Below are 22,330 nucleotides of genomic sequence, written 5' to 3' on the forward strand. Positions count from 1 at the left end.
CCGTCGAGGTTACGTGGCGGGCAGCGCCGACGGCGCCGGGTAGTCGGGGAGCTCGATGCCTTCGGACGGCGGGCCCGTGAGCTTCTCCACGAGCCCCCCGAACACCGAGGCGAGCGAGCCGACGGCCCCCAGCACGGTGCGCTGCACCGCGAGCCCGGGCGACGAGCGAGGGTTCATCGCGCGCAGGGCCGCCGGCTTGACGTCCTGGGCCTCGGCGACGAACGGTCGCATGCGCTCCTCGTAGCGCGCGAGGGCCGCACCCACGTCCCGGTGCGCGTCCAGCTCGCCGGCCAGGACGTACGCGCCCACCAGCGCGAGGCTGGTCCCCAGGCCGAAGGGTCCGGTCGCCCAGGCGGCGTCGCCGAGGAGGACCGTGCGCCCGGTGCTCCAGCACGGCAGCCGGATCTGGGCGACCGCGTCGAAGTACATCGGGGCGTCGTCGAGCGCGGCGAGGACGCGCGGGGCCTGCCAGCCGACGTCGGCGTAGGTGCGCCGCAGCACGGTGATCTGCGCGTCCCGGTCGAGCTCGCCGAGACCCCGGACGTCCGTGAGGAACGCGAGCATCGCCCGCGTCGTGCCGAGGTTGTCGGGGCGCAGGCTCGTGCTGCGCGAGCCCGGGGCGCTGTGCCAGCGCCACCACCGGTCGTCGTCGGGCGTGCGCGGGATCGTCAGGTAGGCGACCTGCAGCCCGACGTCGCGGACCTCGGCGCCAGGCAGGACCAGGTCCCGGGTCCGCGACCGGGTGCCCTCCGCGACGACGACGAGGTCGGCGTCGATCACCTCGCCGTCGGACAAGGTGGCCGTGACGCGGTCGCCGTGGTCGGCCAGGTCGCGGATCTGCGTGCCGAAGCGGTAGTCGGCGGCGTCGGCGGTGCGCTCGTGGAGGAGGCGGGAGAGCTCCCCGCGCAGCACCTCCATCTCGGCCGTCCCGCCCGCCGTGTCGTTCTGCCCGGCCGGGAACTCGGCCACCGCCGCGCCGTCGTCGTCGACGAAGCGCAGGCCCACCTCGCCGGTGCCGGCCGCGAGGACGGCCTCCTCCAGGTCCATGCGGCGCAGCGCCTCGCGCCCGGCGCCCCGGACGTCGATGTTCTGGCCCTCATCGCGCCGTTGCGGGGCCCGCTCGACGACCGTCGTGCGCCACCCCCGCGCGGCCAGCTGGTGGGCGAGGGCGGGGCCGGCGATGCTGGCACCGGAGATCAGTGCGTGGCGGGTCACGACCTCGGATAGCCCGTGGGCCCGATCTCACTCGTGAAGCGGCGCACGGCGTCGTCGACCTCGGTCCGGCGCTCCTCCGCGGTGACGGGGCGCGCGTGCTGGGCGACGACCGTGCCGAGCAGCCACGACAGCAGCGGGCGCGGCGAGCGGCCGGGTCCGAGGAGCTCGCCGAGCAGGGCCTCGACCTCGTCGAGCATCCGCCGTGTCGGACCGGTGTCGCCGCGGCGGGCGGTCGCGATCCAGTGCTCGAACCACAGGAACGCCGCGTGCGGGCGCTCGGCGAACGTCTGCAGGTAGGCCTCGAGGACGGCCCGCAGGCGCTCGTCGGCGTCGTCGTACCGCGCGGCCAGCGTGCGCAGGCCGTCCAGCATCGCGTGCAGGTGGGCCGCCACCGCGAGGTCGACGATCTCGTCGACGTCGCGGAAGTAGTAGTGGATCGCGCTCTTCGTCAGCGGGCTCGCGTCGGCGACCGCCCGCGCGGTGCACGCCGCGATGCCCTCGCGGGCGAGCACGTCGCGGGCGGCGTCGACGATCTGCGCGCGCTTGAGCTCGGCGGCGGACGCGGCGACGACGGGGCGGCCTGTCATGGGCGGAGCCTAGCGCCGTACAGGACACGTGTCCTATCTTCAGGACACGTGTCCTGAACCGAGGAGGAGCCGTGACCGTCGCGGACAACAAGGAGCTGGTCCTGCGGATGATCGAGGAGGTGTTCAACGGCGGACGCCCCGATCGGCTGGGGGCCTACTGGGACGCGGCGATGGTCGACGAGGCCACGGGGCTGCACCGCACGTTGACCGACGCCTTCCCCGATCTCCACGTGGCCGTCGACGACATCGTCGCCGAGGACGACCGCGTCGTCGTGCGGCTCACGTTCAGCGGCACCCACGACGGCCCGTTCCACGGCCTGCCGCCGACGGGACGCCCGGTGCGCTTCGGCGCGATCCGCATCTACCGCGTCGCCGACGGGACGCTCGTCGAGACCTGGGCCCACCAGGACGCGATGGGGCTGATGGCGCAGATCCGCGCGAGCTGAGCCCGGGGGTTCTCCCCCGCCCCGGCCGGGGGCCGGCCCCATCGTCGCGCCGCGGCGCCCCGATGACGATCGAGGAGCGATCATCGGCGGCGGAGAGCAGGGCAGCGACATGGGCGGATCGACCCTGGAGGTCGTCGGCGTCACCACCGACGGCACCGTCCACCACACGACCCGGCGGACGGACGGGAGCTGGACGCCGTTCACCGACCTGACCGCGAGCCACTTCCTCAAGCCCGCGATCGACGTCGCCTGCGTGGAGCGGCTGAGCTTCCCGTTCATGACCGGACCGCTCGGCCTGTTCGTCACGGCCTGCTCCGAGACCGAGAGCCCGCGCACGGTCTTCCGGTCGTGGCGGGACGGCGCCTGGGTCGTCACCGACCTGCCCGTCCGCACCGACCCACCGTTCGACCAGCAGGTCTTCCCGCCCGGGACCCGCCACCCGAGCGCGGCGATCTCGCTCTCGGCGGCCGGGCCGTCGTACCGGTACGTCCGGCACCTCGCGGCCACCCGGGCCGACGGGTGGGTGTACGCCGCCCGCGTGCCGGACGCGGACATGTCGGGCAACGCGATCCCGCAGGTCCTGGACTTCCCGGTGGCGGTCCGCGCGACCGCGCTCCACCCCGCGAGCCCCGACGAGATCACCGGCGAGGACAGGGTCGCGCTGCTCCTCGCCGGGGCGGACGGCGTGCTCCACCAGACCCTCGGCAACGCCGACCGCTGGCGCGCGCCGCGGGTCTTCGACGTCGCCGGTCCCCTGCCGGGCGACGTCGTGGACGTCGCCGTGGCCACCAACGGGCCGATGCGGACGGCCGTCGTCGTCGTGACCGGCGACGGGCGCCTGCTCGTGACGGCGCTGACCGACGGGGGCGGCTGGGGCCGCTGGGTCGACGTCGAGACGCTGCGCGGGGACGTCGGCACGTCCGTCGCCGCGTCGGCGGCCCTGACCTACGACGGGCCGTCAGGACTCGAGCAGCTGCAGATCGTCGGGGTCACCACCGACGGCCGGCTCCTGCACATGCTGATCCGGTCGCCGTTCACGACCCTCGCGTTCCTGCCCTGGGTCAGCACCCCGTTCGGCGACGTCGAGGTCAGCGGTGTCGGGCAGGACATCGGGTACGTCACCGCGGCCCGCTGCTGCTGAGGTGCTGTCGGGGTGCTGTCGGGGTGCTGTCGAGCGCGGCCGGTGGGTGGGGCCCTTAGATTGGGCGCGATGACGGCGCGGGAGGTGTGGCGCGACTGGACGCGCCCGGCCCGTCCCGCGGCCGCTCCCCTCGACGCGCGGGAGCGGCGGCTCCTGCGCACCGAGCTGGTCGTCGTCTTCGGGGTCACCCTCGGGCTCTCCGGGGTGCGCAGCCTGATCTCGCTGATCGACGCGCTCGCGGCCCCGGCGGCGCTCGACCAACAGCAGACGACGATCGACGAGACGCTCGCGCGCAACCCCTGGGCCGATCTCGCCGCCCAGCTCGCGAGCTCGTTCGGGCTCGTCGCCTGGGGAGCGCTGGGCCTCTACCTCCTCGTCCGGGCGGGGGCCGGGCCGCGGACCGTCGGGCTCGACGGGACCCGGCCGGGCCGCGACGCCCTCGGCGCCGTCGGCCTGGCCGCGCTCATCGGCGTCCCGGGCCTGGGGCTCTACCTCGCGGCCCGCGCGCTGGGCCTGAACACCACGGTGATCCCCTCGCAGCTCTCGGCGCACTGGTGGACCCTGCCGGTGCTGGTGATCTCCGCGGTCGCCAACGCCTGGGCCGAGGAGGTCCTCGTCGTCGGCTACCTCCTGCACGCGCTGCGGCGGCTCGGGGTGTCCGAGAACCGCGCGCTGGCCGTCTCGGCCGTCCTGCGCGGGTCGTACCACCTCTACCAGGGCTTCGGCGGCGGGCTCGGCAACCTGCTCATGGGCCTCGTGTTCGGGCGGGTGTGGCAGCGCACCGGCCGGCTCTGGCCGCTGGTCGGCGCCCACGCCCTCCTCGACGTCGTCGCCTTCGTCGGCTCGGCACTGCTCGCCGGCGCGCTGCCGTTCCTGCCCGGCTGAGGTGTGTCAGCGAAGTGCCGTCACGGACACTGACCGTCCGTATCGGTACTTCGATCACTCGGTTCAGCTGATCAGCTTGTGCCGCGAGCGCGCCATCATGTTCTCCGGCGCCGGGTCGATGCCCGCGGCGTCGAACAGCTCCGCCATGCGGTCGGGGATGGCTTCGGGGTCCCAGCGGTGCCCGTCGCCGCGGATCTCCGCCACCGACGTGAACGGCTGGTAGAGCTCGACCGAGTCGCCCTGGACGCCGAAGACCTTGCCGCTGATGTGCGACGCGGAGTCCGAGGCGAGGTAGGTGACGAACGGCGCGACGTTGTCGGGGTCGAAGAAGTCGAACTCGCCGCGCTCGAGCATCTGGCGCCGGTCCTCGCGGATGTCCGGGGGCAGCAGCGCCTCGGTCATGCGGGTCAGCGCGGACGGCGCGATCGCGTTCGACGTGACGTTGTAGCGGGCCATCTCCATCGCCACGATCGTCGAGAACGCGGCGATCCCGGCCTTGGCGGCGCCGTAGTTGGACTGGCCGAAGTTCCCGAGGATCCCCGAGGTCGACGCGGTGTGCACCAGGTGCCCGGGCCGCGAGCTCTCCCGCCAGTAGCGGCAGGCCGCCCGCGTGGGGGCGAAGTGCCCGCGCAGGTGGACGCGGACCACGTCGTCCCACTCGGCGTCCGACATCTTGACCAGCGTCCGGTCCCGCAGGATGCCCGCGTTGTTGACGACGGCGTCGAGCGCCCCGAAGTTCTCGACCGCGGCGGCGACGAGCCCGTCGGCCACGTCGGCGTCGGCGACGTCGCCCGGCACCGAGACGGCGCGCCCGCCGGCGCCGACGATCTCCTTCGCGACCTCCTCGCCGGCCTCGCCGTCGAACTCGGCGACGATCACGGCCGCCCCCTGCCGCGCGCACTCCAGCGCTTCACCGCGACCGATGCCGCGCCCGGCACCGGTGACGACGACGACCTTGTCCTCGAGGAGTCCCATGGCGCGCACAGTAGATCGAGCGCCCTAGGGTCGCCGACCGTGGACTCTCCTGGACCCGGGGTCGCACCACACGTGGACTCCGAGGTCGCCCGCCTGCGCACGGTCGTGCTGCACCGGCCCGGGCCGGAGCTCGAGCGCCTGACCCCGCGCAACGCCGACCGCCTGCTCTTCGACGGCATCCCCTGGGTGGAGCGCGCGCAGATCGAGCACGACGCGTTCGCCGACCTGCTGCGCGCCGAGGGCGTGCGGGTCCTGCTGCTCGCCGACGTGCTGCGGGAGTCGCTGGCGGATCCCGCGGCGCGCGAGGCCGGGATCGTCGACGCGGTCGACGAGCGGACGCTGGGGCGCGAGCTGGCCGGGGCGGTGCGGGGGGAGCTCGGCGGTCTCGACGACGCCGCGCTGGCATCGGCCCTCATCGGCGGCCGCACGTTCGCCGAGCTCGCCGTCACCGGCCACTCGCTGGTGCGCGCGATGGCGGGCCCGCACGACTTCGCGGTCGACCCGCTGCCCAACCTCATGTTCACGCGGGACTCGTCGGTGCGGGTGGGTCCGCGCGTCGTCGCGTCCTCGATGGGGATGCCGGCCCGGCGCCGGGAGGCCTCGCTCGTCGCGCTGGCCCAGCGCCACCACCCCGAGCTCGGCGCCGTCGCCCCGACCGCGCCCCGCGACCCGTCGGCGGTCGAGGGCGGTGACGTGCTGCTGCTCGCGCCGGGGGTGCTCGCGATCGGGGTCGGCGAGCGCACCAGCCCGGCGGGCGCCGAGTCGTTCGCGCGGGCGATGTTCGCCGACGACCTCGCCCACACCGTGCTCGTCGTCCCCATCGCGCAGCGCCGGGCGACGATGCACCTCGACACCGTCGCGACGATGGTCGACGTCGACACGATGGTGATCTACCCGGGCGTGCTCGACCGGCTCGAGGCGTGGACGGTGCGCCCCGACGGGCCGTCGGGCCTCCACATCGCGGGCCCGGAACCGTTCCGGCCGGCCGCGGCACGGGCGATGGGCATCGACGAGCTCCGGGCGGTCGACACCGGTCTGGAGTCGGTGGCCGCCGAGCGCGAGCAGTGGGACGACGGCAACAACACCCTGGCCGTGGCGCCGGGCCGGGTCGTCGCCTACGAGCGCAACGTGACGACCAACGCGCGGCTGGCCGACGCGGGCATCGAGGTGCTGACGATCGCCGGGTTCGAGCTCGGCTCGGGCCGTGGTGGCCCGCGGTGCCTGTCGTGCCCGTGGGAGCGTGCCCCGCTCGGGTGAGGGCTGGCACGTTCGGCGCAGCTGCCCGTGCATCCGGCCACAGGCCGCGTCCCTCTCACTGCGGCGTTGCGGCACCCGGCCTAGCGTCCGCTTCGTGCTCAGGAAGGCGGAACGGCGCGCGCCGGTGTCCCCGCTGCGCCGGCTCTCCGGTCAGGAGTGGTCGGCCATGGAGCCGACGTGGCGCGAGGCGAAGGTCGGCGTCATCGACGCGGCGCTGTCGCGCGCGACGGCGCGGCCGTCAGGCAACTGGTACGTCGTCGGCGCGAGCCGCGACGTCCTCGCCGGGACCCCGTTCGGCACCACCGTGGCGGGCGTCGAGCTGGTGCTGTGGCGCTCCCCCGACGGGACGCTGCACGCCGGGCCGGGGGCGTGTCCCCACCTCGGGGCGGACATGGCGACGGCGGTGCAGCAGGGCTGCGAGCTGATCTGCCGGTGGCACGGGCTCGCCCTCGGGCCGTCGGGCCGCGCCGGCTGGCGGACCCTGCCGGCCCACGACGACGGCGCGCTCGTCTGGGTCCGTCTCGACGCCGTCGGCGGCGAGGAGCCCACCGACGCGCCGGTCCTGCCGGTGCGGCCTCCGCTCGACCGCAGCCTCGTGGCCGTGGCCTCGATGGTCGGCACGTGCGAGCCCGCCGACGTCATCGCCAACCGTCTCGACCCCTGGCACGGCGCCTGGTTCCACCCGCACTCGTTCGCCGACCTGCGCGTCGAGCGCGCGCCGTCCCGCGACTCCTCCGATGCCGACGACCACTTCGACCTGCGCGTGGCCTTCCGCGTGTCGAAGAACTGGGGCGTGCCGGTGCGCGCCCGCTTCACCTGCCCGGAGCCGCGCACGATCGTCATGCACATCACCGAGGGCGAAGGCGAGGGCAGCGTCGTCGAGACCCACGCGACCCCCCTGGCGCCGCACCCCGACGGGCGGCCGCGGACCGCGGTCGTCGAGGCGACGATCGCCCACTCCCCCCGTCCCGGGTTCGTGAAGGCCCGCCGTGTCGAGGGGCTCGTGCGCCCGGCGATGGAGTGGGCGGCGAAACGCCTCTGGACCGACGACATCGAGTACGCCGAACGCACCTACGCCGTCCGCGCGGCCCGTCGCCGCGGCTGAGGCAGTCGCCCACGGGGGTGTGCGAGCAATTCGGCTTTCCTGGCGCCTGACGCCAGGATCGCCACATGCTCGCCGGGGCGACACGCCGGTGAGGTTCGCCAGGCCGAGACGAGGCACGGGGTATCTCAGCCTGGCGTCCAGGCTGACGTTCAACGTGAGGAAATCACCCAGCTCGACGGCCGAGCACCGTGTGGACGATGCCGCGCTGCCAGCCGTCGACGGGACGGGTGTGGACCTCCCGGAGCCCCGCGTCGCGGAGGCGCTGCTCGAGGCGTCCCAGCCCGTCGAAGGCCAGCACGCTGCGCCACAGGTACCGATAGAGCGAGGCATCGCCCGTGACGCGCCAGCCGAGCGGGATGATCACGGCCCAGCAGACGGCGCTCCACACGGCGCGGGCGTAGGTCGAGTCGGCTACCGAGTACTCGTGCACGGCGATCGGCGCGCCCGGGGCGAGGTGCTCCACGAGCACGCCGAGGCCGGCGTCGCGGTCCGGGAGGTTGCGGACGAGGTACGCGGCGAGCAGGCCGTCGAACGGTCCCTCGCCGCCCAGCGCCGCGGTGAGGTGCTCGGCCCGCGTGTGCACGAAGCGCACGGTGTCGGGCCACGACTTCTCCCGGGCGCGGGCGAGCATCTCGGCCGAGGCGTCGACGGCGACGATCCGGGCCGCCGGGTAGGTCTCGACCAGCGCCGCCGTCGAGAGCCCCGTCCCGCACCCGACGTCGAGCAGCGTCGCTCCCGCGCCGCGGTCGGGGAGGCCGAGTCGGCGGGCCGAGAGGCGCAGGTGCTCGTGGTAGCCGGGGTTCGCCCCGACGAGGCGGTCGTAGGACGCGGCGTCCTGGTCGAACTGCGCCGACACCCCGGCCGCCGCCGACGCCCGGTCGAACCCCGGCCCGCGCCGGCGCACCGAACGCCACACCGGTCGGACGAGCGCCACGGTCCCCGCAGCGAGCGCGAGCACGGCCGGGGTGCGCAGACGGGGGGAGATCACGCGCGGCATCCTGCCCGGTAGGGGGCTGCACGGCGCGAGATGGGGGATTTCCTGACGTTGAACGCCAGCGTGGACGCCACGCTGACACACCCCGTGCGTCGGCCCCGGACCGTCCCGGCGTGTCGTGCGAGCGAGGCTGTGGCGATCCTGGCGTCACACGCCAGGAAAGCCGCATTGCTCGAACACCCCGTGGTCGACAGCCCCAACCCCGCGCCTCGCGCACCGCTCGGCGCGCCCCCACACGGGAACCTGAGAGGTGCCGGGAGCAGACGGAGCACGTATTCGCCCGATCGGGGGTATCGACCGTGCCTGGGCGCGCGGTGAGCGCCCGTCGTCGCGCCACGGACGGGTGGGCTCTCAGACGCGCCGGGGTGCTGATCTCCGCTGCCTACCGTCGCCGCCGTGCCCGACAAGCTGACCCGCGCGCTGTGGACGGCCGTGCTCGCGGCCCTCGTGGTGGTCCCGGTGGTCCTCATGGCCGCCCGGTCCGGCGGCACGTCGGTGACCGGGATGCTCTCCGTGGGCCTGGGGCTGCTGGCCCTGAGCCTGCTCGTGGTCGTCGTGGTCGTGCCCTCGCGGGTGCGGTCGATGACGCGGGCGTTCGGGGTGGAGAAGGTCATCGGCCTGCACCGCTGGCTGGGCATCCTCGCGATCGTCCTGGTCGGCCTGCACCTCACGGTCGCGATCGTGAAGCACCCGACCCTGCTCAACCCCCTCACGGCGACGACCCCCGCCAAGGCCGGCTGGACGTCGGCCGCCGCCCTGCTGCTCGTCGGCTTCGTGGCGGCGCGCGGTCGCCGGCCGGGGGCGCGCTACGAGATCTGGGCCCGGATGCACGTGCTGCTCGCCGGCGCCGCCCTCGTGCTCGCCGCCCTGCACGTCTGGTGGCTGCAGAACCTCGTCACCGACCCGGTCATGCGCCTCGTGCTGTCCGCGCTCGTGCTCGTGCTGATCGGGGTGCTCGCCCACCGCTGGGTGTGGCGCCCGCTGTTCTCCCGCCAGGGCGCCTACGTGGTCTACGGCGTGCGCCGCGAGAGCCCGACGGTGAGCACGCTGGTGCTCGCGCCGGTGCACCTGCGCCGCGGTGGCCTGCGGTTCGCACCCGGGCAGTTCGTCTGGTTGCGGCTCAAGCGCGGTGTCGTCGGCACCGAGGAGCACCCGTTCACGATCGCCTCCAGCGCGCGGGTCACCGGGCGGCTCGAGCTGACCGTCCGCGACCAGGGCGACTTCTCCGGGCTCCTCTCGACGCTGCGCACCGGCAGCAAGGTCTGGCTCGACGGGCCGCACGGCTCGTTCACCGCCGAGAGCGCCGAGGGCTCCCCCGGCCTCGTGCTGCTCGCCGGCGGGGTCGGCATCACCCCGATGATGAGCATGCTGCGCACGCTCGCCGACCGCAGCGACCCCCGCACGCACCGCCTCGTCGTCGCCGAGCGCGGCACCGAGCCGCTGTTCGCCGACGAGCTCACCGCCCTCGCCCGCCGGCTCGACCTCCGGGTCACGCGCACCGAGGGCCGCCGCATCGACGCCGCGCTGCTCGCCGAGGTCGTGCCCGCCGGCGAGATCCGCGTGCTCGACTACTTCGTCTGCGGCTCGCCCTCGGTGCTCACCGGCTCGCTCGCCGCGTTGGAGCAGCTCGGCGTCCCCCCGGCCCGCGTCCACACCGAGCAGTTCGGCTGGTCGGGTGCCATCCCGGTGTCGGGCCCCTCGGACGGGGGAGGGACGTCGACGGCGCTGCCCGAACCGCGCCGAGGCTCCCGTCACGGGCGACGTTCCGTGCGCACCTGACGGCAGGGCCCTCGCCTACCATCGTGGGATGAGCGCTCCTGGGTCGTCGAAGTTCCACGAACTGCTGCGCGCGCAGATCCGCAACGAGTTCACCGCGTCGCAGCAGTACACGGCCGTCGCGGTCTACTGCGACGACGAGGACCTGCCCCAGCTCGCGGCGCACTTCTACGCGCAGGCGCTCGAGGAGCGCAACCACGCCATGGGCATGGTGCAGTACATGCTCGACAACGACCTGCCGGTCACCATCCCGGGCATCGACGACGTCCGCACCGAGTTCTCGGGGCTCGAGGAGGTCGTCGAGCTCGTGCTGCGCCAGGAGCAGACGGTCACCGAGCAGATCGCGACGCTCGCCCGCACCGCCCGGGACGAGGGCGACTACCTCGGCGAGCAGTTCATGCAGTGGTACCTCAAGGAGCAGGTCGAGGAGGTCGCCTCCATGACGACGCTCCTGCGCATCGTGCGCCGGGCCGGCGACAACCTCTTCCACGTCGAGGACTTCGTCGCCCGCGAGATGTCACCCGACGTCGGCGCCGACCCCACGGCCCCGCCCGCCGCCGGCGGCAACGCCGTCCTCGGCGGCGCCTGACCCCGCATCCGGCTCCTCGTCGGCGTCGGACGCCGACTCCCGCCCCACCGACACCACCGACTCCCGTCCCGCCGGTCGCAGCTCCGGGGCGAGCAGCTCGGTGAGGTGGGTGACGACGCGGACGGTCGCCCACGCGGCGACCCCGGCGGCCACGTCGGCGAGCGCGTGCAGCAGCACGGCGTCGGCCATGGCCTGCGTGCTCGGCCCGAGGCCGCGCAGCACGGCGGCGACGCCGAGCACGACACTCGCGTCCCACGCCAGCCACCACCGGACCACCGGGCGGCTCGGGTGCGGCCGGGTGTCGGCGGGCAGGCCCGAGGCCGCGTGCTCGACCTCGGTGAGCGCCGCGCCCGGCACCGTGAGGTTGGGCCCCGGCAGCACCGAGCCGAGCACGACCGCCCACGTCCGCCGGGCCGGGCGGGTGCCCGAGATCGTGGCCGCGATCTCGCGGGACAGGGCGAGCCACCGCAGGAACAGGGCGCCGGTGGCCAGCGCCGCCACGGGCGCCAGCAGCCCGACGAGGGTGACGAAGGCGTCGGAGAACGCGAGCGGCGCGGGTGACAGCGCGGCGCTGCGGCTCGCGACGAGCAGGCCGTAGCGCCACGCCTCGGCCACCGCCGCCAGCACCGCGAGCACCGCGGTGACCCGGGCGAGACGCCCGAGCAGCCCGGCGGTGCGGCGCAGCACCTCGTCGGGTGTGCGCGGGACGGGGCCGGGCAGCGGCCCCTCGGCACCCGGCAGGGGCGCCGGCATCCAGGTCCGCAGGCTCCAGCGGGGCGTCGCCGCGTACCGCGGGGGCCCGGCGTAGGGCCGCCGCCGACGGCGGGGTTCGCGGGGCCGCAGCGCGTCCGGGGGCAGCGCCACCCACCGCACGCCGGTGAGGACACGGCCGCAGTGCACGCAGTACCGGGTCGCGCCCGCGCGGGGCGCGCCCGGGGCGTCCGACGGCGGCTGGGGCCGCCCGCACCGCGGACAGGTCACGGGACCGGGGTCACCACCTCAGACCACCTCAGACCACGGCCGCGGGGCCGGCGCCCTCGCTCGTCATCGGTCGCCCCTCGGCCTCCCAGGCCAGCATGCCGCCGCTGACGTTGACCACCTCGTGGCCGCGCTGGGCGAGGAACGCCGTGACCTGGGCCGAGCGGCCGCCGACCTTGCAGACCACGGCCAGCGGCCCGGCCGGGACCTCGTCGAGACGGGCGGTGAGCTGCGACATCGGCAGGTGCACGGCCTCGGGCGCGTGTCCCGCGACCCACTCGTCGTCCTCGCGCACGTCCAGCAGCGTCGACCCGGCCGGGATCTCACCGGGGCCGACCGAGGGCAGTCCTGGGTGGCTCACGACCACCATCACATCACGTCGCCGTGGGATGGCCATGAGGCGGCACGACGGAGCCCGCCTCCCCCGAGGGGGAGACGGGCTCCGTGGGCCTGGCGAGCGGGTCCGCTCAGTGGTCGACGGCCGTGCGGGACGAACCCGCCCCGGTCATCGAGCGCACCTCCATCTCCGCGTACTTGGCCTCGTCGTCGGGCTGGCCGCCGCCGACGTAGGTGCCGACGATCCCGAGGATGAACGACAGCGGGATCGAGACGAGGCCCGGGTTCTCCAGCGGGAACAGGGCGAAGTCGGTGCTCTCGCCGAAGATCGCGGTGGAGGACCCCGAGACGACCGGCGAGAAGATGATCAGCACGATGCAGACCCCCAGGCCGCCGTACATGCTCCAGAGCGCGCCCGTGGTGTTGAAGCGCCTCCAGAACAGCGAGTACAGCAGCGTCGGGAGGTTCGCCGACGCCGCGACCGCGAAGGCCAGCGACACGAGGAACGCCACGTTCTGACCGTTGGCGAGGATGCCGCCGAGGATGGCGACGACGCCGACGACCAGCGCCGTCCGACGCGCCACCTTGACCTCCATGCCCGGCTCGGGCTTGCCGCCCTTCATCACGTTCGCGTAGATGTCGTGCGCGAACGAGGCGGCGGAGGTGATCGTCAGCCCGGCCACCACGGCGAGGATCGTCGCGAAGGCGATCGCCGAGATGATGCCGAGCAGCAGCGTGCCGCCGATCTGGTAGGCCAGCAGCGGGGCCGCGTCGTTGACGTTGTTCTTCTGCGCCGAGACGGTCCCCTTCGGCAGCAGCGCCGCAGCGCCGTACCCGATCACCAGGGTGAACAGGTAGAAGATGCCGATGATCCAGATCGCCCACTGCACCGAGCGACGCGCCTCCTTGGCGGTCGGCACGGTGTAGAAGCGCATGAGGATGTGCGGCAGGCCCGCGGTCCCCAGCACCAGCGCGACGGCCAGCGACAGGAAGTTCATCTGCTTGGTGAGCGTCGAGCCGTACTGGTTGCCGGCGTCCTGCAGCGGCTTGCCGGCGTTCGCGCTCGCCTGGCCGATGAGCTCGGACAGGTTGAACCCGACGAGGCCGAGCACCCAGACCGTGATCACCGCGGCGCCGATGACCAGCAGCGTCGCCTTGATGATCTGCACCCAGGTGGTGCCGCGCATCCCGCCGTAGAGCACGTAGACGACCATGAGGATGCCGACGACGGCGATGACCAGCGACTGGCCGTCGAACGGCGTCCCCGGGGTGTTCTTGACGCCGAGCAGCAGCGAGATCAGGCCGCCGGCGCCGGCCATCTGGGCCAGCAGGTAGAAGAACGACACGAGCAACGTCGACACCGCGGCCGCCGCCCGCACCGGGCGCTGGCGCATCCGGAAGCTCAGGACGTCGCCCATGGTGAAGCGGCCGACGTTGCGCAGGAGCTCGGCCACCAGCAGCAGCGCGGTCAGCCACGCGACGAGGAAGCCGATCGAGTACAGGAAGCCGTCGTAGCCGTAGACGGCGATGGCGCCGGCGATGCCGAGGAACGACGCCGCGGAGAGGTAGTCCCCGGAGATCGCGATGCCGTTCTGCGGGCCGGTGAACGAGCTGCCGGCGGCGTAGTAGTCCGACGCGCTGTCCGACGAGCGGCTGACCCGGTAGACGATCAGCAGGGTCACGACGACGAACAGCGCGAAGATGCCGATGTTGAGCGCGGGGCTCCCGACCGAACTGGTCACAGCTTCTCCTCCACGCGGTGGCGCAGCGCCTCGGCGTCGGGGTCGAGGTTCTTGTCGGCGAACCGCACGTACAACGTCGTGATCACGAAGGTCGACACGAACTGCAGCAGCCCCAGCACGAGGCCGACCGTGAAGTTGGTGCCGCCGATGGTCGTGTTCACGAAGCCGTGGGCGAAGTCCGACAGCAGGACGTAGACGAGGAACCAGGCCAGGAAGAGCCCGCTCATCAGGAAGATGTAGCCGCGCCAGCGGCGCCGCAGCGAGCTGAACTCCGGGGAGCGCTGCATCTCCTCGTAGGGCGTCGGGGTGTCGAGAGCGCTCGACCCTCCCGGCGTTTCGTCGGTGGCACTCACGAGGTCTCCGCGGGTTTGTCCGTCGCTGTCACGATCGGGGCGAACCTTAATCTGCCGGGCATCACACTTATTACTCCTTTCGTGTGACTACTCACAGCGACTTCACGTGCTGCTCCGCCGCGAGCCCCCACCCGACTTCGTCCCGCCCGTCCGGTTCATCCCGAAAGTCACGGTCCGTGCCGACTGTGCACGCAGCGTCGCCGGGAGGCTACGGGACGGGGTCGGTCGCCCGGGCTCCGGTGGGGGTGTGTCGCGCTCAGGAGGACGAGCGCGTGCCGCGCCGGGCGTCGCCCAGACCCAGGCGCTCGGGCGCGTGCAGGCGCAGCAGCGTGCGCCCGGTGTTGGCGGGGACGCGGTGCGGCGTCGAGCGGCTCACGAGCACCATGACCAGGAACGTCAGGGGGACCGTGACGAGCGCGGGCCGGGCGAGCAGGACCCCGACCCAGCCGCCCGGGGCCACCCCCGCGAGGGTCGATCCGACCGCGAGCGTCGCCAGGCCGCCCCCCACGAGCATGCCCACGACGGCGCCCCGGTCGGTGAGGCCCTTCCACCAGATGCCGAGCACGAGCAGGGGACAGAACGTCGACGCCGCGAGGGCGAAGGCCAGGGAGACGGTCAGCGAGAAGTCGAGACGCGTGGCGCCGAGGGCCGCCACGATCGGCACCGCGCCGGCCACGTGGGCGGCGATCCGGAAGTCACCCAATCGGCGGGGCAGCAGGTCGGTGGAGAGCACACCGGCCACGGAGAGCAACAGACCGGAGGAGGTGGAGAGGAACGCGGCGAACGCGCCGGCCGCGACGAGGGCCGCGAGGGCGATCCCGGTCCACCCCGGCAGGGCCGCGGTCGGGATCAGGAGGACCGCCGCATCGGTCTGTCCGGTGACCAGCAACTGGGGCACGTAGAACCGCGACAGGGCCCCGAGCAGCACCGGCAGCAGGTAGAACCCGCCGAGCATCGCGAGCACCACCACGGTGGTGCGGCGCGCGGCCCGCCCGTCGGGATTCGTGTAGAAGCGCACGAGCACGTGCGGCAGACCCATCGTGCCCAGCAGCAGCGCCAGGACGAGCGAGTAGGTCGCGAGCAGCGAGTGCCCCTCGCCCGTGCCGGTCAGCGGCGCCGACCACGAGGCCTGGTCCGGGTCGGCGTCGGAGACCACGGGGACCGCCGCGCCCGCGGGGAAGCGCAGGGTCGTGCCGGTGTCGACGCGGTGCGGGCCGGGCGCCCACGAGACCTGCCCGTTGATCCTCGTCCCGTCCACCTCGCCCCGCACGCCGACCTCGACCGGCGCGCCGACCTGCAGCGTCACCGGGGTGCTGACGTCCACGGTGGTGGCGTCGGTGAACACGGGCGGCGCGGGCGCGGCGTCACGCGTGGGACCGAGGACGAACACCCCGAGCACCACCAGGGCGGGGACGGCGAGCGCGGTGAGCTTGAGCCAGTACTGGAAGGCCTGGACGAACGTCATCGAGCGCATCCCGCCGAAGGTGACGCTCGCGGTGACGACGAGCCCGACCGCGACGACGCCGACCCACGTCGGCGCCGTGGTCAGCACGGTCAGCGCGAGCCCGGCGGCCTGCAGCTGCGGGAGCAGGTAGAGCCAGCCGATGAGCACGACGAACCAGGTGGTGACGGTGCGCAGGAGCGTCGAGTCGAGCCGGACCTCGGCGAAGTCGGGCACCGTGTAGGCGCCCGAGCGGCGCAGCGGGGCGGCGACGAAGAACAGCAGCGCGAGGTAGCCCGCGGTGAAGCCGACCGGGTACCAGAGCCCGTCGACACCGTCCTTGAGGACGATCCCCGCGATGCCCAGGAACGACGCCGCGGAGAGGTACTGCCCGGAGATGGCCGCGGCGTTCGCCCGGGTGCCGACGGTGCGCGACGCGGCCAGGAAGTCGTCCGTGGTGCGGGCGACCCGCACGCCCAGCGAGCCGATGACGATCGTGACGACACCGACCAGCACGATCGCGACGAGCGCGACGATCCCCGCGATGCCCACTGTCCGCTCAGTCCTCGACGTTGTCGGCGAAGTCGAGCTCGTTGCTCTCCGCGGTGCGGGTGTACAGCCAGGCCAGGGCCAGCATGAACGGGTAGGGCAGCACGCCCAGCACGAGCCAGGGCAGCGTCACCCCGGCGATCTCGACCGTGCCCGCGCGCGGCACGACGAGGAACAGGATCGGCAGCGCACCCAACACGAACACGGCGACCAGGCCCAGGCGCAGGCCGAGCGCGAGCTGCGCGCGCAGGAGGTTGCGCAGCAGCAGCTCGCCGGTCTCGGTCTGCTGCTCGATCTCGGCGACGGTGCGCACCGCCCGCGTCGGCACGCGGCGCTCGGCGAGGACCACCCGCACGCGGTCGGACTGGCCCTCCGCGGTGTCCGGGAGCGGCGGGACCACCACGCCGGGGCCGGTGTGCAGCGCCGTGCTGGCGGTCCCGTGGAGGTCCGGCACCGAGGCGGCGCCTGCGCCCGCGCGCTCGGCCTCGACGCCCGCCGTCAACGGCATCGGCCCGATCCCGCCGGGGCCGGTGACAGGTGTCGCCGCGAACTGCTCGGTCTCGGCATCGGGCGCGGCGTGGCGGGGGCGGTAGCCCGAGGGCGGGGTGTGGACCGAGGCGCCGACGCGCTCGGGCCGCGCGTGCCGTCCGTGCCGCCGCGCGACCCCCGGCGGCGGCTGCCCGGCGGAGGGGAAGGTCGGCGGCACCGGCCGGCGGGGCGGCTCGGCGGGGCCGGACGGCGCGCCGCCGGCGGCCGGGTCGCCCGTGCCGTCGGGCGGGGCGCTCGTCAGGAGGCCCGCGGTCGGGCCGGTGGCCGCGTTCATCGGGCTCGGCGGCGTGGGGACCCCGACGCCCGCCCGTGGGGACCGCGACGGCCGCGAGCGGCGGACCGTCCCGGTGTCGGGGCCGCTGCCCGGCCAGGAGCCGTCCCCCTCCCCTGCGGAGGGGGCGGGGTCGGGCGCGGAGGTGGGCTCGGGATCGGGCCCGTCGGTGCCGTCGGTGCCGTCGGTGGGTTCCGGGCCCCCGGTGCCGTCGGTGCCGTCGGTGCCCGCCGGACCGTCGGGGACCGGGCGCAGCGTGTCGGCGGCGACCGCCGGCCCGGAGGTGTCCCCGTCGGTGGAGCTGTCCGTCCCGGCGGCCCCCGGGACGGGGCCCGAGGCCCGCGCCGGACCGCCGGGAGAGGTCATCGTCGGCCCCAGGCCTGTTTCGTCGACCGGACGAGACGGTCCTTCAGCTCGCGGGTGTGCCGGCGGCTGACGGGCAGCTCCGCGACGTCGCCGCCGGTGCCCAGGCGCACGACGTAGCCGGACCCGGCGAGGCGCAGCTCGGTGATCAGCGGCAGCGCGACGAGGTACGAGCGGTGGATGCGCACGAACCCGGCGTCCGACCACCGCTCCTCGAGCACCGAGAGCGGGATGCGCACGAGGTGGCTGCCCTCGGTGGTGTGCAGGCGCGCGTAGTCGCCCTGCGCCTCCACCCAGCGCACGGTCGAGCGCTGCACCAGCTTGGTGGTGCCCGCGAGCTCGACGGGGATCACCTCGTCGTCGCTCTCCTCGTCGGCGGCGGGCTCCACCGGCACGGTGGTGCCGCGCGAGGACAGGATGCGCGACAACGACGCGTAGAGGCGCTCGGGACGCAGCGGCTTGAGCAGGTAGTCGACCGCGCCCACGTCGAAGGCCTCCACCGCGCGGTCGTCGTGCGCGGTGACGAACACGACCGACGGCGGGATGACGTAGCGGGAGAGCACGTTCGCGAGCTCCAGGCCGTCGAGACCCGGCATGCGGATGTCGAGGAAGAGCACGTCGACGTCCGACTGCTTGGCGGGCGCCGGCAGCCCGGTGGGCGGCGTGCCCCCCGAGAAGCCGCCGAGGTCCACCCGGTCGCCGCCGGTCAGGATCCGCAGCGCGGAGATCGAGTCGGAGGCCCGCAGCACGGTGCCCACCCGCTGGTCCTGCTCCAGCAGATAGGCGAGCTCCATGAGCGCCGGTTCTTCGTCGTCGACGGCGAGTACTACGAGGCCGTCGTTCTCACTCGTGTTCACTGCCACGCCATCCTGCCCAGCCGGGGTTCGCACGTCCACGATAGGACCCGATCGGCTCGCCACCCTGCCGTGCCCCTCCGTGTGTGCACGGCGTGGCGCGGATCGCTCGGGGTGTCGCCGGGACGGATCACTCGATCGGGGGGTCGGCGCTGCTCCGGGCGAGGTCGGAGCGGGGGCTCACGGGGTCGTCGGACCGGGGTCGGCGCCCGGTTCCGCCCGGTAGGTCGCGGCGGCTCCGGCATCCGTGTGCTCCCACGCGGCGGCGCTCTCGCGCACGGCGCGGCGCAGCTCGCCGAGCTCGTCGGCGAGGGCCCGGGCCGCGGGCACCGTGTCGGACGTCACGAGCTCGCGGTACCAGGCGGCGATGGCCGCGTTGTCCTCCCCGGAGCCCACGGCCAGGGACTCGGCGCCCAGGCCGTCGAGCGCCGCCTGCGCCTCCGCGACGCCGTGGGAGAGGGCGTCGACCTTGCCGGCGAAGGCCCGCGCCTCGTCGGGCCGCATGGCGGCCTCGCCGCCACGACCGCCACCACGACCGCCACCGCCACCATCACCGGTCGGTGGCCCCGACCCCGGCGACGCGCTCATGCGGTGCTCCTTCCCGGCGGACGCGGCACGACCGCGTCGGCCAGCACGGTACGGACGTCGGCCAGCAGTTGTCCGCCGGTCGCCGGAACCAGCAGCGCCGGACGCGGCGCCCGGTTCGGGGGCGCGGGCGGGCGCAGGACGTGCCGCCCGCGCGGCCCGTCGAGCCAGCACAGGGGCGCGGCGATCCGGCGGGGCGTGCCGTCACGGCGCTCGGCGACGCCCACCTGGGAGACGGCGGTGACGGTCGCGAGCAGGTCCTCGGCGACGTCGCGGGCGCGTGCCGCGCGCCGCGTGGCGGGGAGGTCGGCCGGGACCGTGCCGTCCGGGACGGGCACGGCGGGCCCCGCACCGGGCGGGACGGCGGGGACGAGGGCGAAGACCGCCTCGGCCAGCCCGTCCGGCGCGCACGGCGTCACCCGCACCGGCGCGGCCGCGTGCTCCGGCGAGTCGAGCACGGCCGCGGTCCTCCCGTCGGTCAGCGCCACGGCCGCGCGCGGGTCGGCCGGATCGCGCCGGACCAGGTCGACGGCGAGCACCCAGCCGGCCGCGGCCTGCCCGGCGTCGAGCAGCATCCGCGCCGGGGCCGGCTCGAGCAGGCCGCGGGCGCGCAGGGCCTGCTCGGTGGCGTGGCGGTGGCGCCGGACCTCCTCGTCGGTCTCGGCCGACCAGTGCGCCGGGCGCAGCGGGTAGGGCCACCCCGCGCCGCACTGCTCGAGGACCCAGAGCAGCTCGTGGCGGTCGAGCACGACACCGGTCATCCGCCACCCGGATCTCGGCTGTCCTGCTCCCCGATCACCGGGGGCGTGACGAGACGGCGGTCGTCCGGGTCGTCGGCGGGGTCGCGCCAGGGGTCGGCGTCGACGAGGTACTCGGGGTGGCGCACGCCCGAGGGACCCGCACCGGCGGCTGTGCCGGCCGGTGTACCGGCGACCGGCGGCACGAGCGGCACGTCGCCGCCCGGGTGCGCGGGACCGGCCGGGGTGACGGCTCCCCCGGTGTGCCCGGGCGCCGTGGGCGAGGGCCCGGCGGGGTCCGCCGCGCCGACCGTCGCGCCGCCCCCGAGTGCGGGTGCGGTGCCGGGCCGGTCGGAGTCGTGCGTGTCCGGCGACGGGGACCTCGCGGCGCCGTGCCCGCCGGTCTCGTCGCTCTCACCAGGCCCATCAGGCCCACCAGGCCCGCCGCTCTCGCTGCTCTCGCCGGTCCGGCCGGGCGCCAGATCGTCGGACCGCCCGCGACGGTCGTCCCGCGGGTCGCGCGGACCGGCGCCCCCACGGACCGGGCCGCCGACGAGGCGGTCGGCGGCGGTCGGCGCGGGGGCCGCGACCGGGGCCCCGGGCCCGCGGGACGCCGCGCCGGCGGCACCGCGCGGGCCGGCGGTGCCCGGCTCCGTCGGACCCCCGGAGCCGCCCGGGCCCCGGGCCGCCGCGCCGGGAGGTGTGCCGCCGGGGCCGGCGGGACCACCCCCCGGACCGGCCGCGGCGCCCGCACCCGGTCCCCCGCCGAGCAGCCGCGAGACGAAGCGGCCCACCGCGCCGGGACGGGCCCCGGGATCGCCAGCTCCCGCCGGACGGGCACCACCGGGACCGCCGGGCACGGCACCGCCGCGCCCGGCCGGGCCCCCGCCCGGCGGCAGCGGACCGGCGCGCCCGGCCCCCGGCGTGCCCGCCGGTCCCGCCGCCCGGGCGAGGACCCCGCCGCGCGGCCCGGCCGCGCCCTCCGGGCGCATCGCGGTCGCGGGCGGGCCGGCGCGGGCGACGGGTGGCTGCGGGCCGGCGCCGACCGTCGCCCGCCCCGCGAGCCCGTCGACCGCCGACGGCGCCCGGCGCGCCGCCTGCCCGGTCTCGGCGAGGTAGGCCCGGTACGCGTCCTGGGCGGATCGCTCCTCGGCCTGCGCGGCCTGGAAGGCCCCGAAGCCGTCCGCGGGCCCGCCACCGGCGAGGGCGCCCGCGAGGCCGGGCGTCGCGGGTGAGGCACCCAGCACGGGCACGGCGGGCGGGCGCGGCGGCCCCACGAGCGACTGGACGCGCGCGAGGGCGTCACGGACCCCTTGCAGGCTCCCGGCCTGTCCGGTGACGGCGTCCCCGAGCCGGCTCATCCGCGCGACGAGCGTGCGCACGTGCGAGGCCGCGGCGTCGGCGTCCCGACCCCGCCAGGACGCCCCCAGCTGCCCGTGGGCGCGCTCCAAACGCTGCGCGGCGGCCCGGAGCTCCTCGCCGCGCGCGGCGTGCCGCTGCCGCGCCGAGTCGAGCGCGGCGGGGTCGGCGCCGTCGTGGATCCAGCGGTGGATCAGCTCGTGGCTGAGCACCGACGTGTCGCGCCCGCCCCACGGGACGCCGGGGACCGGCACGGTCCACCACCTCCCGACCCGACCTCCTCCGACGGCCTGACCCCGGGGAGCCTAGGTCGGACCGGGTGACGGTGGCGACCGGTTCGTGGTGGGTCAGAGCCCGAAGCGGCTCCACAGCGACCGGTGCTCGACCCACTCCAGGGCCGCGCCGAGCGGGTCGGTCAGGGTGGTGGCGGGGGCGCTCGCCGGGCCCAGGACGCCCCCGATCCCCAGGCGGGCCAGCAGCGGGCGGCGGGGCTCGACGGTCACCGGCTCGGCGTCGGGGAAGCGGCGGGCGAGGACGTCGCGGGCCGTGCCGAGGTCGTCGATCAGCCCGAGCTCCTTGGCCCGCCGACCGGTCCAGACCTCGCCGGTGAACAGGTCCGCGTCCTCGGCGAGGGTCGTCCCGCGCCGCGAGCGCACCCACTCGATGAACAGCTCGTGCAGCTCGCCCTGCATGCCGAGCAGCCACTCGACGTCCTCGGTCTTCTCGGGCTGGAACGGGTCGAGCCGCGCCTTGTTCGCACCCGCGGTGTGCAGGCGGCGCTCGATGCCGTAGCGCTCGATGAGCCCGGTGAGCCCGAACCCGCCCGAGACGACGCCGATCGAGCCGACGAGCGAGGTCGGGTGCGCGTAGATCTCGTCGGCGGCGCAGGCGAGCCAGTACCCGCCAGAGGCCGCCACGTCCTCGCAGAACGCCAGGACCGGGACCTCGTGCTCCTGGGCGAGGCCCCGGATGCGGTCGGCGACGAGCGCGGACTGCGTGGCCGAGCCGCCCGGCGAGTTGATCGCCAGGGCCACCGCCTGGACCCGGTCGGCCGTGAAGGCGCGGCGCAGGGCGTCCTCGACCGCGGTGATGTTGATGACGGCGCGCGGCACCGGGCCGGTCGTCGCGGCGATCACGCCCTGGAGCCGCACCACGCTGATCGTGGGTGAGCCGGTCGCCGCCGCGAGGGGACCGGGCAGGACCGAGGACAGGGCCGAGCCGAACCGCAGGTTCATGAGCTCGA

Annotated in this window: 22 protein-coding genes; 7 read left to right on the forward strand and 15 right to left on the reverse strand. The window is 75.2% G+C overall.

Annotated elements, in window-relative coordinates:
- Window positions 1-9: 9 nt before the first annotated feature.
- A complete protein-coding gene (locus ACR9E3_RS23350) occupies window positions 10-1,215 on the reverse strand; it encodes an FAD-dependent monooxygenase (protein ID WP_460382987.1) in 1,206 nt (401 codons plus the stop codon).
- Entirely contained in the window at window positions 1,212-1,802 is a 591-nt protein-coding gene (locus ACR9E3_RS23355; RefSeq protein WP_460382988.1) for a TetR/AcrR family transcriptional regulator, read from the reverse strand. The genes ACR9E3_RS23350 and ACR9E3_RS23355 overlap by 4 nt, the downstream gene beginning before the upstream one ends.
- 71 nt (window positions 1,803-1,873) lie before the next feature.
- Between ACR9E3_RS23355 and ACR9E3_RS23360 the strand changes: the two genes are divergently transcribed.
- The 3 genes from ACR9E3_RS23360 (at window position 1,874) to ACR9E3_RS23370 (ending at window position 4,274) form a co-directional block, all read left to right on the forward strand.
- Window positions 1,874-2,248, forward strand: a complete 375-nt coding sequence (locus tag ACR9E3_RS23360) for an ester cyclase (protein WP_460382990.1) — start codon at window positions 1,874-1,876, stop codon at window positions 2,246-2,248.
- Between the two features lie 109 nt (window positions 2,249-2,357).
- A complete protein-coding gene (locus tag ACR9E3_RS23365; RefSeq protein ID WP_460382991.1) occupies window positions 2,358-3,389 on the forward strand; it encodes a hypothetical protein in 1,032 nt (343 codons plus the stop codon).
- 69 nt (window positions 3,390-3,458) lie between these two features.
- On the forward strand, window positions 3,459-4,274 hold the full coding sequence (locus ACR9E3_RS23370; protein ID WP_460382993.1) for a CPBP family intramembrane glutamic endopeptidase: 816 nt from the start codon (window positions 3,459-3,461) through the stop codon (window positions 4,272-4,274).
- Between the two features lie 63 nt (window positions 4,275-4,337).
- On the opposite strand, the gene ACR9E3_RS23375 is transcribed toward ACR9E3_RS23370, so the two are convergent.
- Window positions 4,338-5,249 (reverse strand): SDR family NAD(P)-dependent oxidoreductase, encoded by a 912-nt coding sequence (locus ACR9E3_RS23375; RefSeq protein ID WP_460382995.1) that lies wholly within the window; start codon window positions 5,247-5,249, stop codon window positions 4,338-4,340.
- 72 nt (window positions 5,250-5,321) lie between these two features.
- Between ACR9E3_RS23375 and ACR9E3_RS23380 the strand changes: the two genes are divergently transcribed.
- Together ACR9E3_RS23380 and ACR9E3_RS23385 are read left to right on the forward strand one after the other, a co-directional pair.
- Window positions 5,322-6,506, forward strand: a complete 1,185-nt coding sequence (locus ACR9E3_RS23380; protein WP_460382997.1) for an arginine deiminase — start codon at window positions 5,322-5,324, stop codon at window positions 6,504-6,506.
- Between the two features lie 166 nt (window positions 6,507-6,672).
- Window positions 6,673-7,611 carry a DUF5914 domain-containing protein gene (locus ACR9E3_RS23385; RefSeq protein WP_460383040.1) on the forward strand — a complete coding sequence of 313 codons (939 nt, stop codon included), beginning with the start codon at window positions 6,673-6,675 and terminating at the stop codon, window positions 7,609-7,611.
- Between the two features lie 163 nt (window positions 7,612-7,774).
- On the opposite strand, the gene ACR9E3_RS23390 is transcribed toward ACR9E3_RS23385, so the two are convergent.
- Window positions 7,775-8,515 (reverse strand): class I SAM-dependent methyltransferase, encoded by a 741-nt coding sequence (locus tag ACR9E3_RS23390; protein ID WP_460383042.1) that lies wholly within the window; start codon window positions 8,513-8,515, stop codon window positions 7,775-7,777.
- Window positions 8,516-9,001: 486 nt separating this feature from the next.
- Between ACR9E3_RS23390 and ACR9E3_RS23395 the strand changes: the two genes are divergently transcribed.
- Both ACR9E3_RS23395 and ACR9E3_RS23400 read left to right on the forward strand, forming a co-directional pair.
- Window positions 9,002-10,384: a ferredoxin reductase family protein gene (locus ACR9E3_RS23395; RefSeq protein ID WP_460382999.1), complete on the forward strand. Its 1,383-nt coding sequence runs from the start codon at window positions 9,002-9,004 to the stop codon at window positions 10,382-10,384.
- Between the two features lie 28 nt (window positions 10,385-10,412).
- A complete protein-coding gene (locus ACR9E3_RS23400; RefSeq protein ID WP_460383000.1) occupies window positions 10,413-10,970 on the forward strand; it encodes a ferritin in 558 nt (185 codons plus the stop codon).
- Here ACR9E3_RS23400 and ACR9E3_RS23405 read toward each other — a convergent pair.
- The 11 genes from ACR9E3_RS23405 to ACR9E3_RS23455 all read right to left on the reverse strand — a co-directional run bounded on the left by ACR9E3_RS23405 (window position 10,899) and on the right by ACR9E3_RS23455 (window position 22,316).
- A complete protein-coding gene (locus tag ACR9E3_RS23405) occupies window positions 10,899-11,951 on the reverse strand; it encodes a DUF4328 domain-containing protein (protein WP_460383001.1) in 1,053 nt (350 codons plus the stop codon). The genes ACR9E3_RS23400 and ACR9E3_RS23405 overlap by 72 nt on opposite strands.
- A gap of 28 nt (window positions 11,952-11,979) precedes the next feature.
- Window positions 11,980-12,318, reverse strand: a complete 339-nt coding sequence (locus ACR9E3_RS23410; RefSeq protein WP_460383002.1) for a rhodanese-like domain-containing protein — start codon at window positions 12,316-12,318, stop codon at window positions 11,980-11,982.
- A gap of 97 nt (window positions 12,319-12,415) precedes the next feature.
- Entirely contained in the window at window positions 12,416-14,026 is a 1,611-nt protein-coding gene (locus ACR9E3_RS23415) for a solute symporter family protein (protein WP_460383004.1), read from the reverse strand.
- Window positions 14,023-14,379 carry a DUF485 domain-containing protein gene (locus ACR9E3_RS23420; protein WP_460383005.1) on the reverse strand — a complete coding sequence of 119 codons (357 nt, stop codon included), beginning with the start codon at window positions 14,377-14,379 and terminating at the stop codon, window positions 14,023-14,025. Before ACR9E3_RS23420 ends, ACR9E3_RS23415 begins: the two co-directional genes overlap by 4 nt.
- Before the next feature lie 256 nt (window positions 14,380-14,635).
- Window positions 14,636-16,372 carry a sodium/solute symporter gene (locus tag ACR9E3_RS23425; RefSeq protein ID WP_460383006.1) on the reverse strand — a complete coding sequence of 579 codons (1,737 nt, stop codon included), beginning with the start codon at window positions 16,370-16,372 and terminating at the stop codon, window positions 14,636-14,638.
- A gap of 7 nt (window positions 16,373-16,379) precedes the next feature.
- A complete protein-coding gene (locus ACR9E3_RS23430; protein WP_460383007.1) occupies window positions 16,380-17,555 on the reverse strand; it encodes a hypothetical protein in 1,176 nt (391 codons plus the stop codon).
- Complete coding sequence (locus ACR9E3_RS23435) at window positions 17,552-18,409, reverse strand: LytR/AlgR family response regulator transcription factor (RefSeq protein WP_460383008.1); 858 nt, start codon at window positions 18,407-18,409, stop codon at window positions 17,552-17,554. The genes ACR9E3_RS23430 and ACR9E3_RS23435 overlap by 4 nt, the downstream gene beginning before the upstream one ends.
- Window positions 18,410-18,586: 177 nt before the next feature.
- A complete protein-coding gene (locus tag ACR9E3_RS23440) occupies window positions 18,587-18,994 on the reverse strand; it encodes a hypothetical protein (protein ID WP_460383009.1) in 408 nt (135 codons plus the stop codon).
- Window positions 18,991-19,752: an ESX secretion-associated protein EspG gene (locus ACR9E3_RS23445; protein ID WP_460383010.1), complete on the reverse strand. Its 762-nt coding sequence runs from the start codon at window positions 19,750-19,752 to the stop codon at window positions 18,991-18,993. Before ACR9E3_RS23445 ends, ACR9E3_RS23440 begins: the two co-directional genes overlap by 4 nt.
- Window positions 19,749-21,341: a hypothetical protein gene (locus tag ACR9E3_RS23450; RefSeq protein WP_460383011.1), complete on the reverse strand. Its 1,593-nt coding sequence runs from the start codon at window positions 21,339-21,341 to the stop codon at window positions 19,749-19,751. The genes ACR9E3_RS23445 and ACR9E3_RS23450 overlap by 4 nt, the downstream gene beginning before the upstream one ends.
- 93 nt (window positions 21,342-21,434) lie before the next feature.
- Complete coding sequence (locus ACR9E3_RS23455) at window positions 21,435-22,316, reverse strand: S49 family peptidase (RefSeq protein ID WP_460383043.1); 882 nt, start codon at window positions 22,314-22,316, stop codon at window positions 21,435-21,437.
- Window positions 22,317-22,330: the final 14 nt, after the last annotated feature.

This window comes from Actinomycetospora sp. C-140, assembly GCF_054796175.1.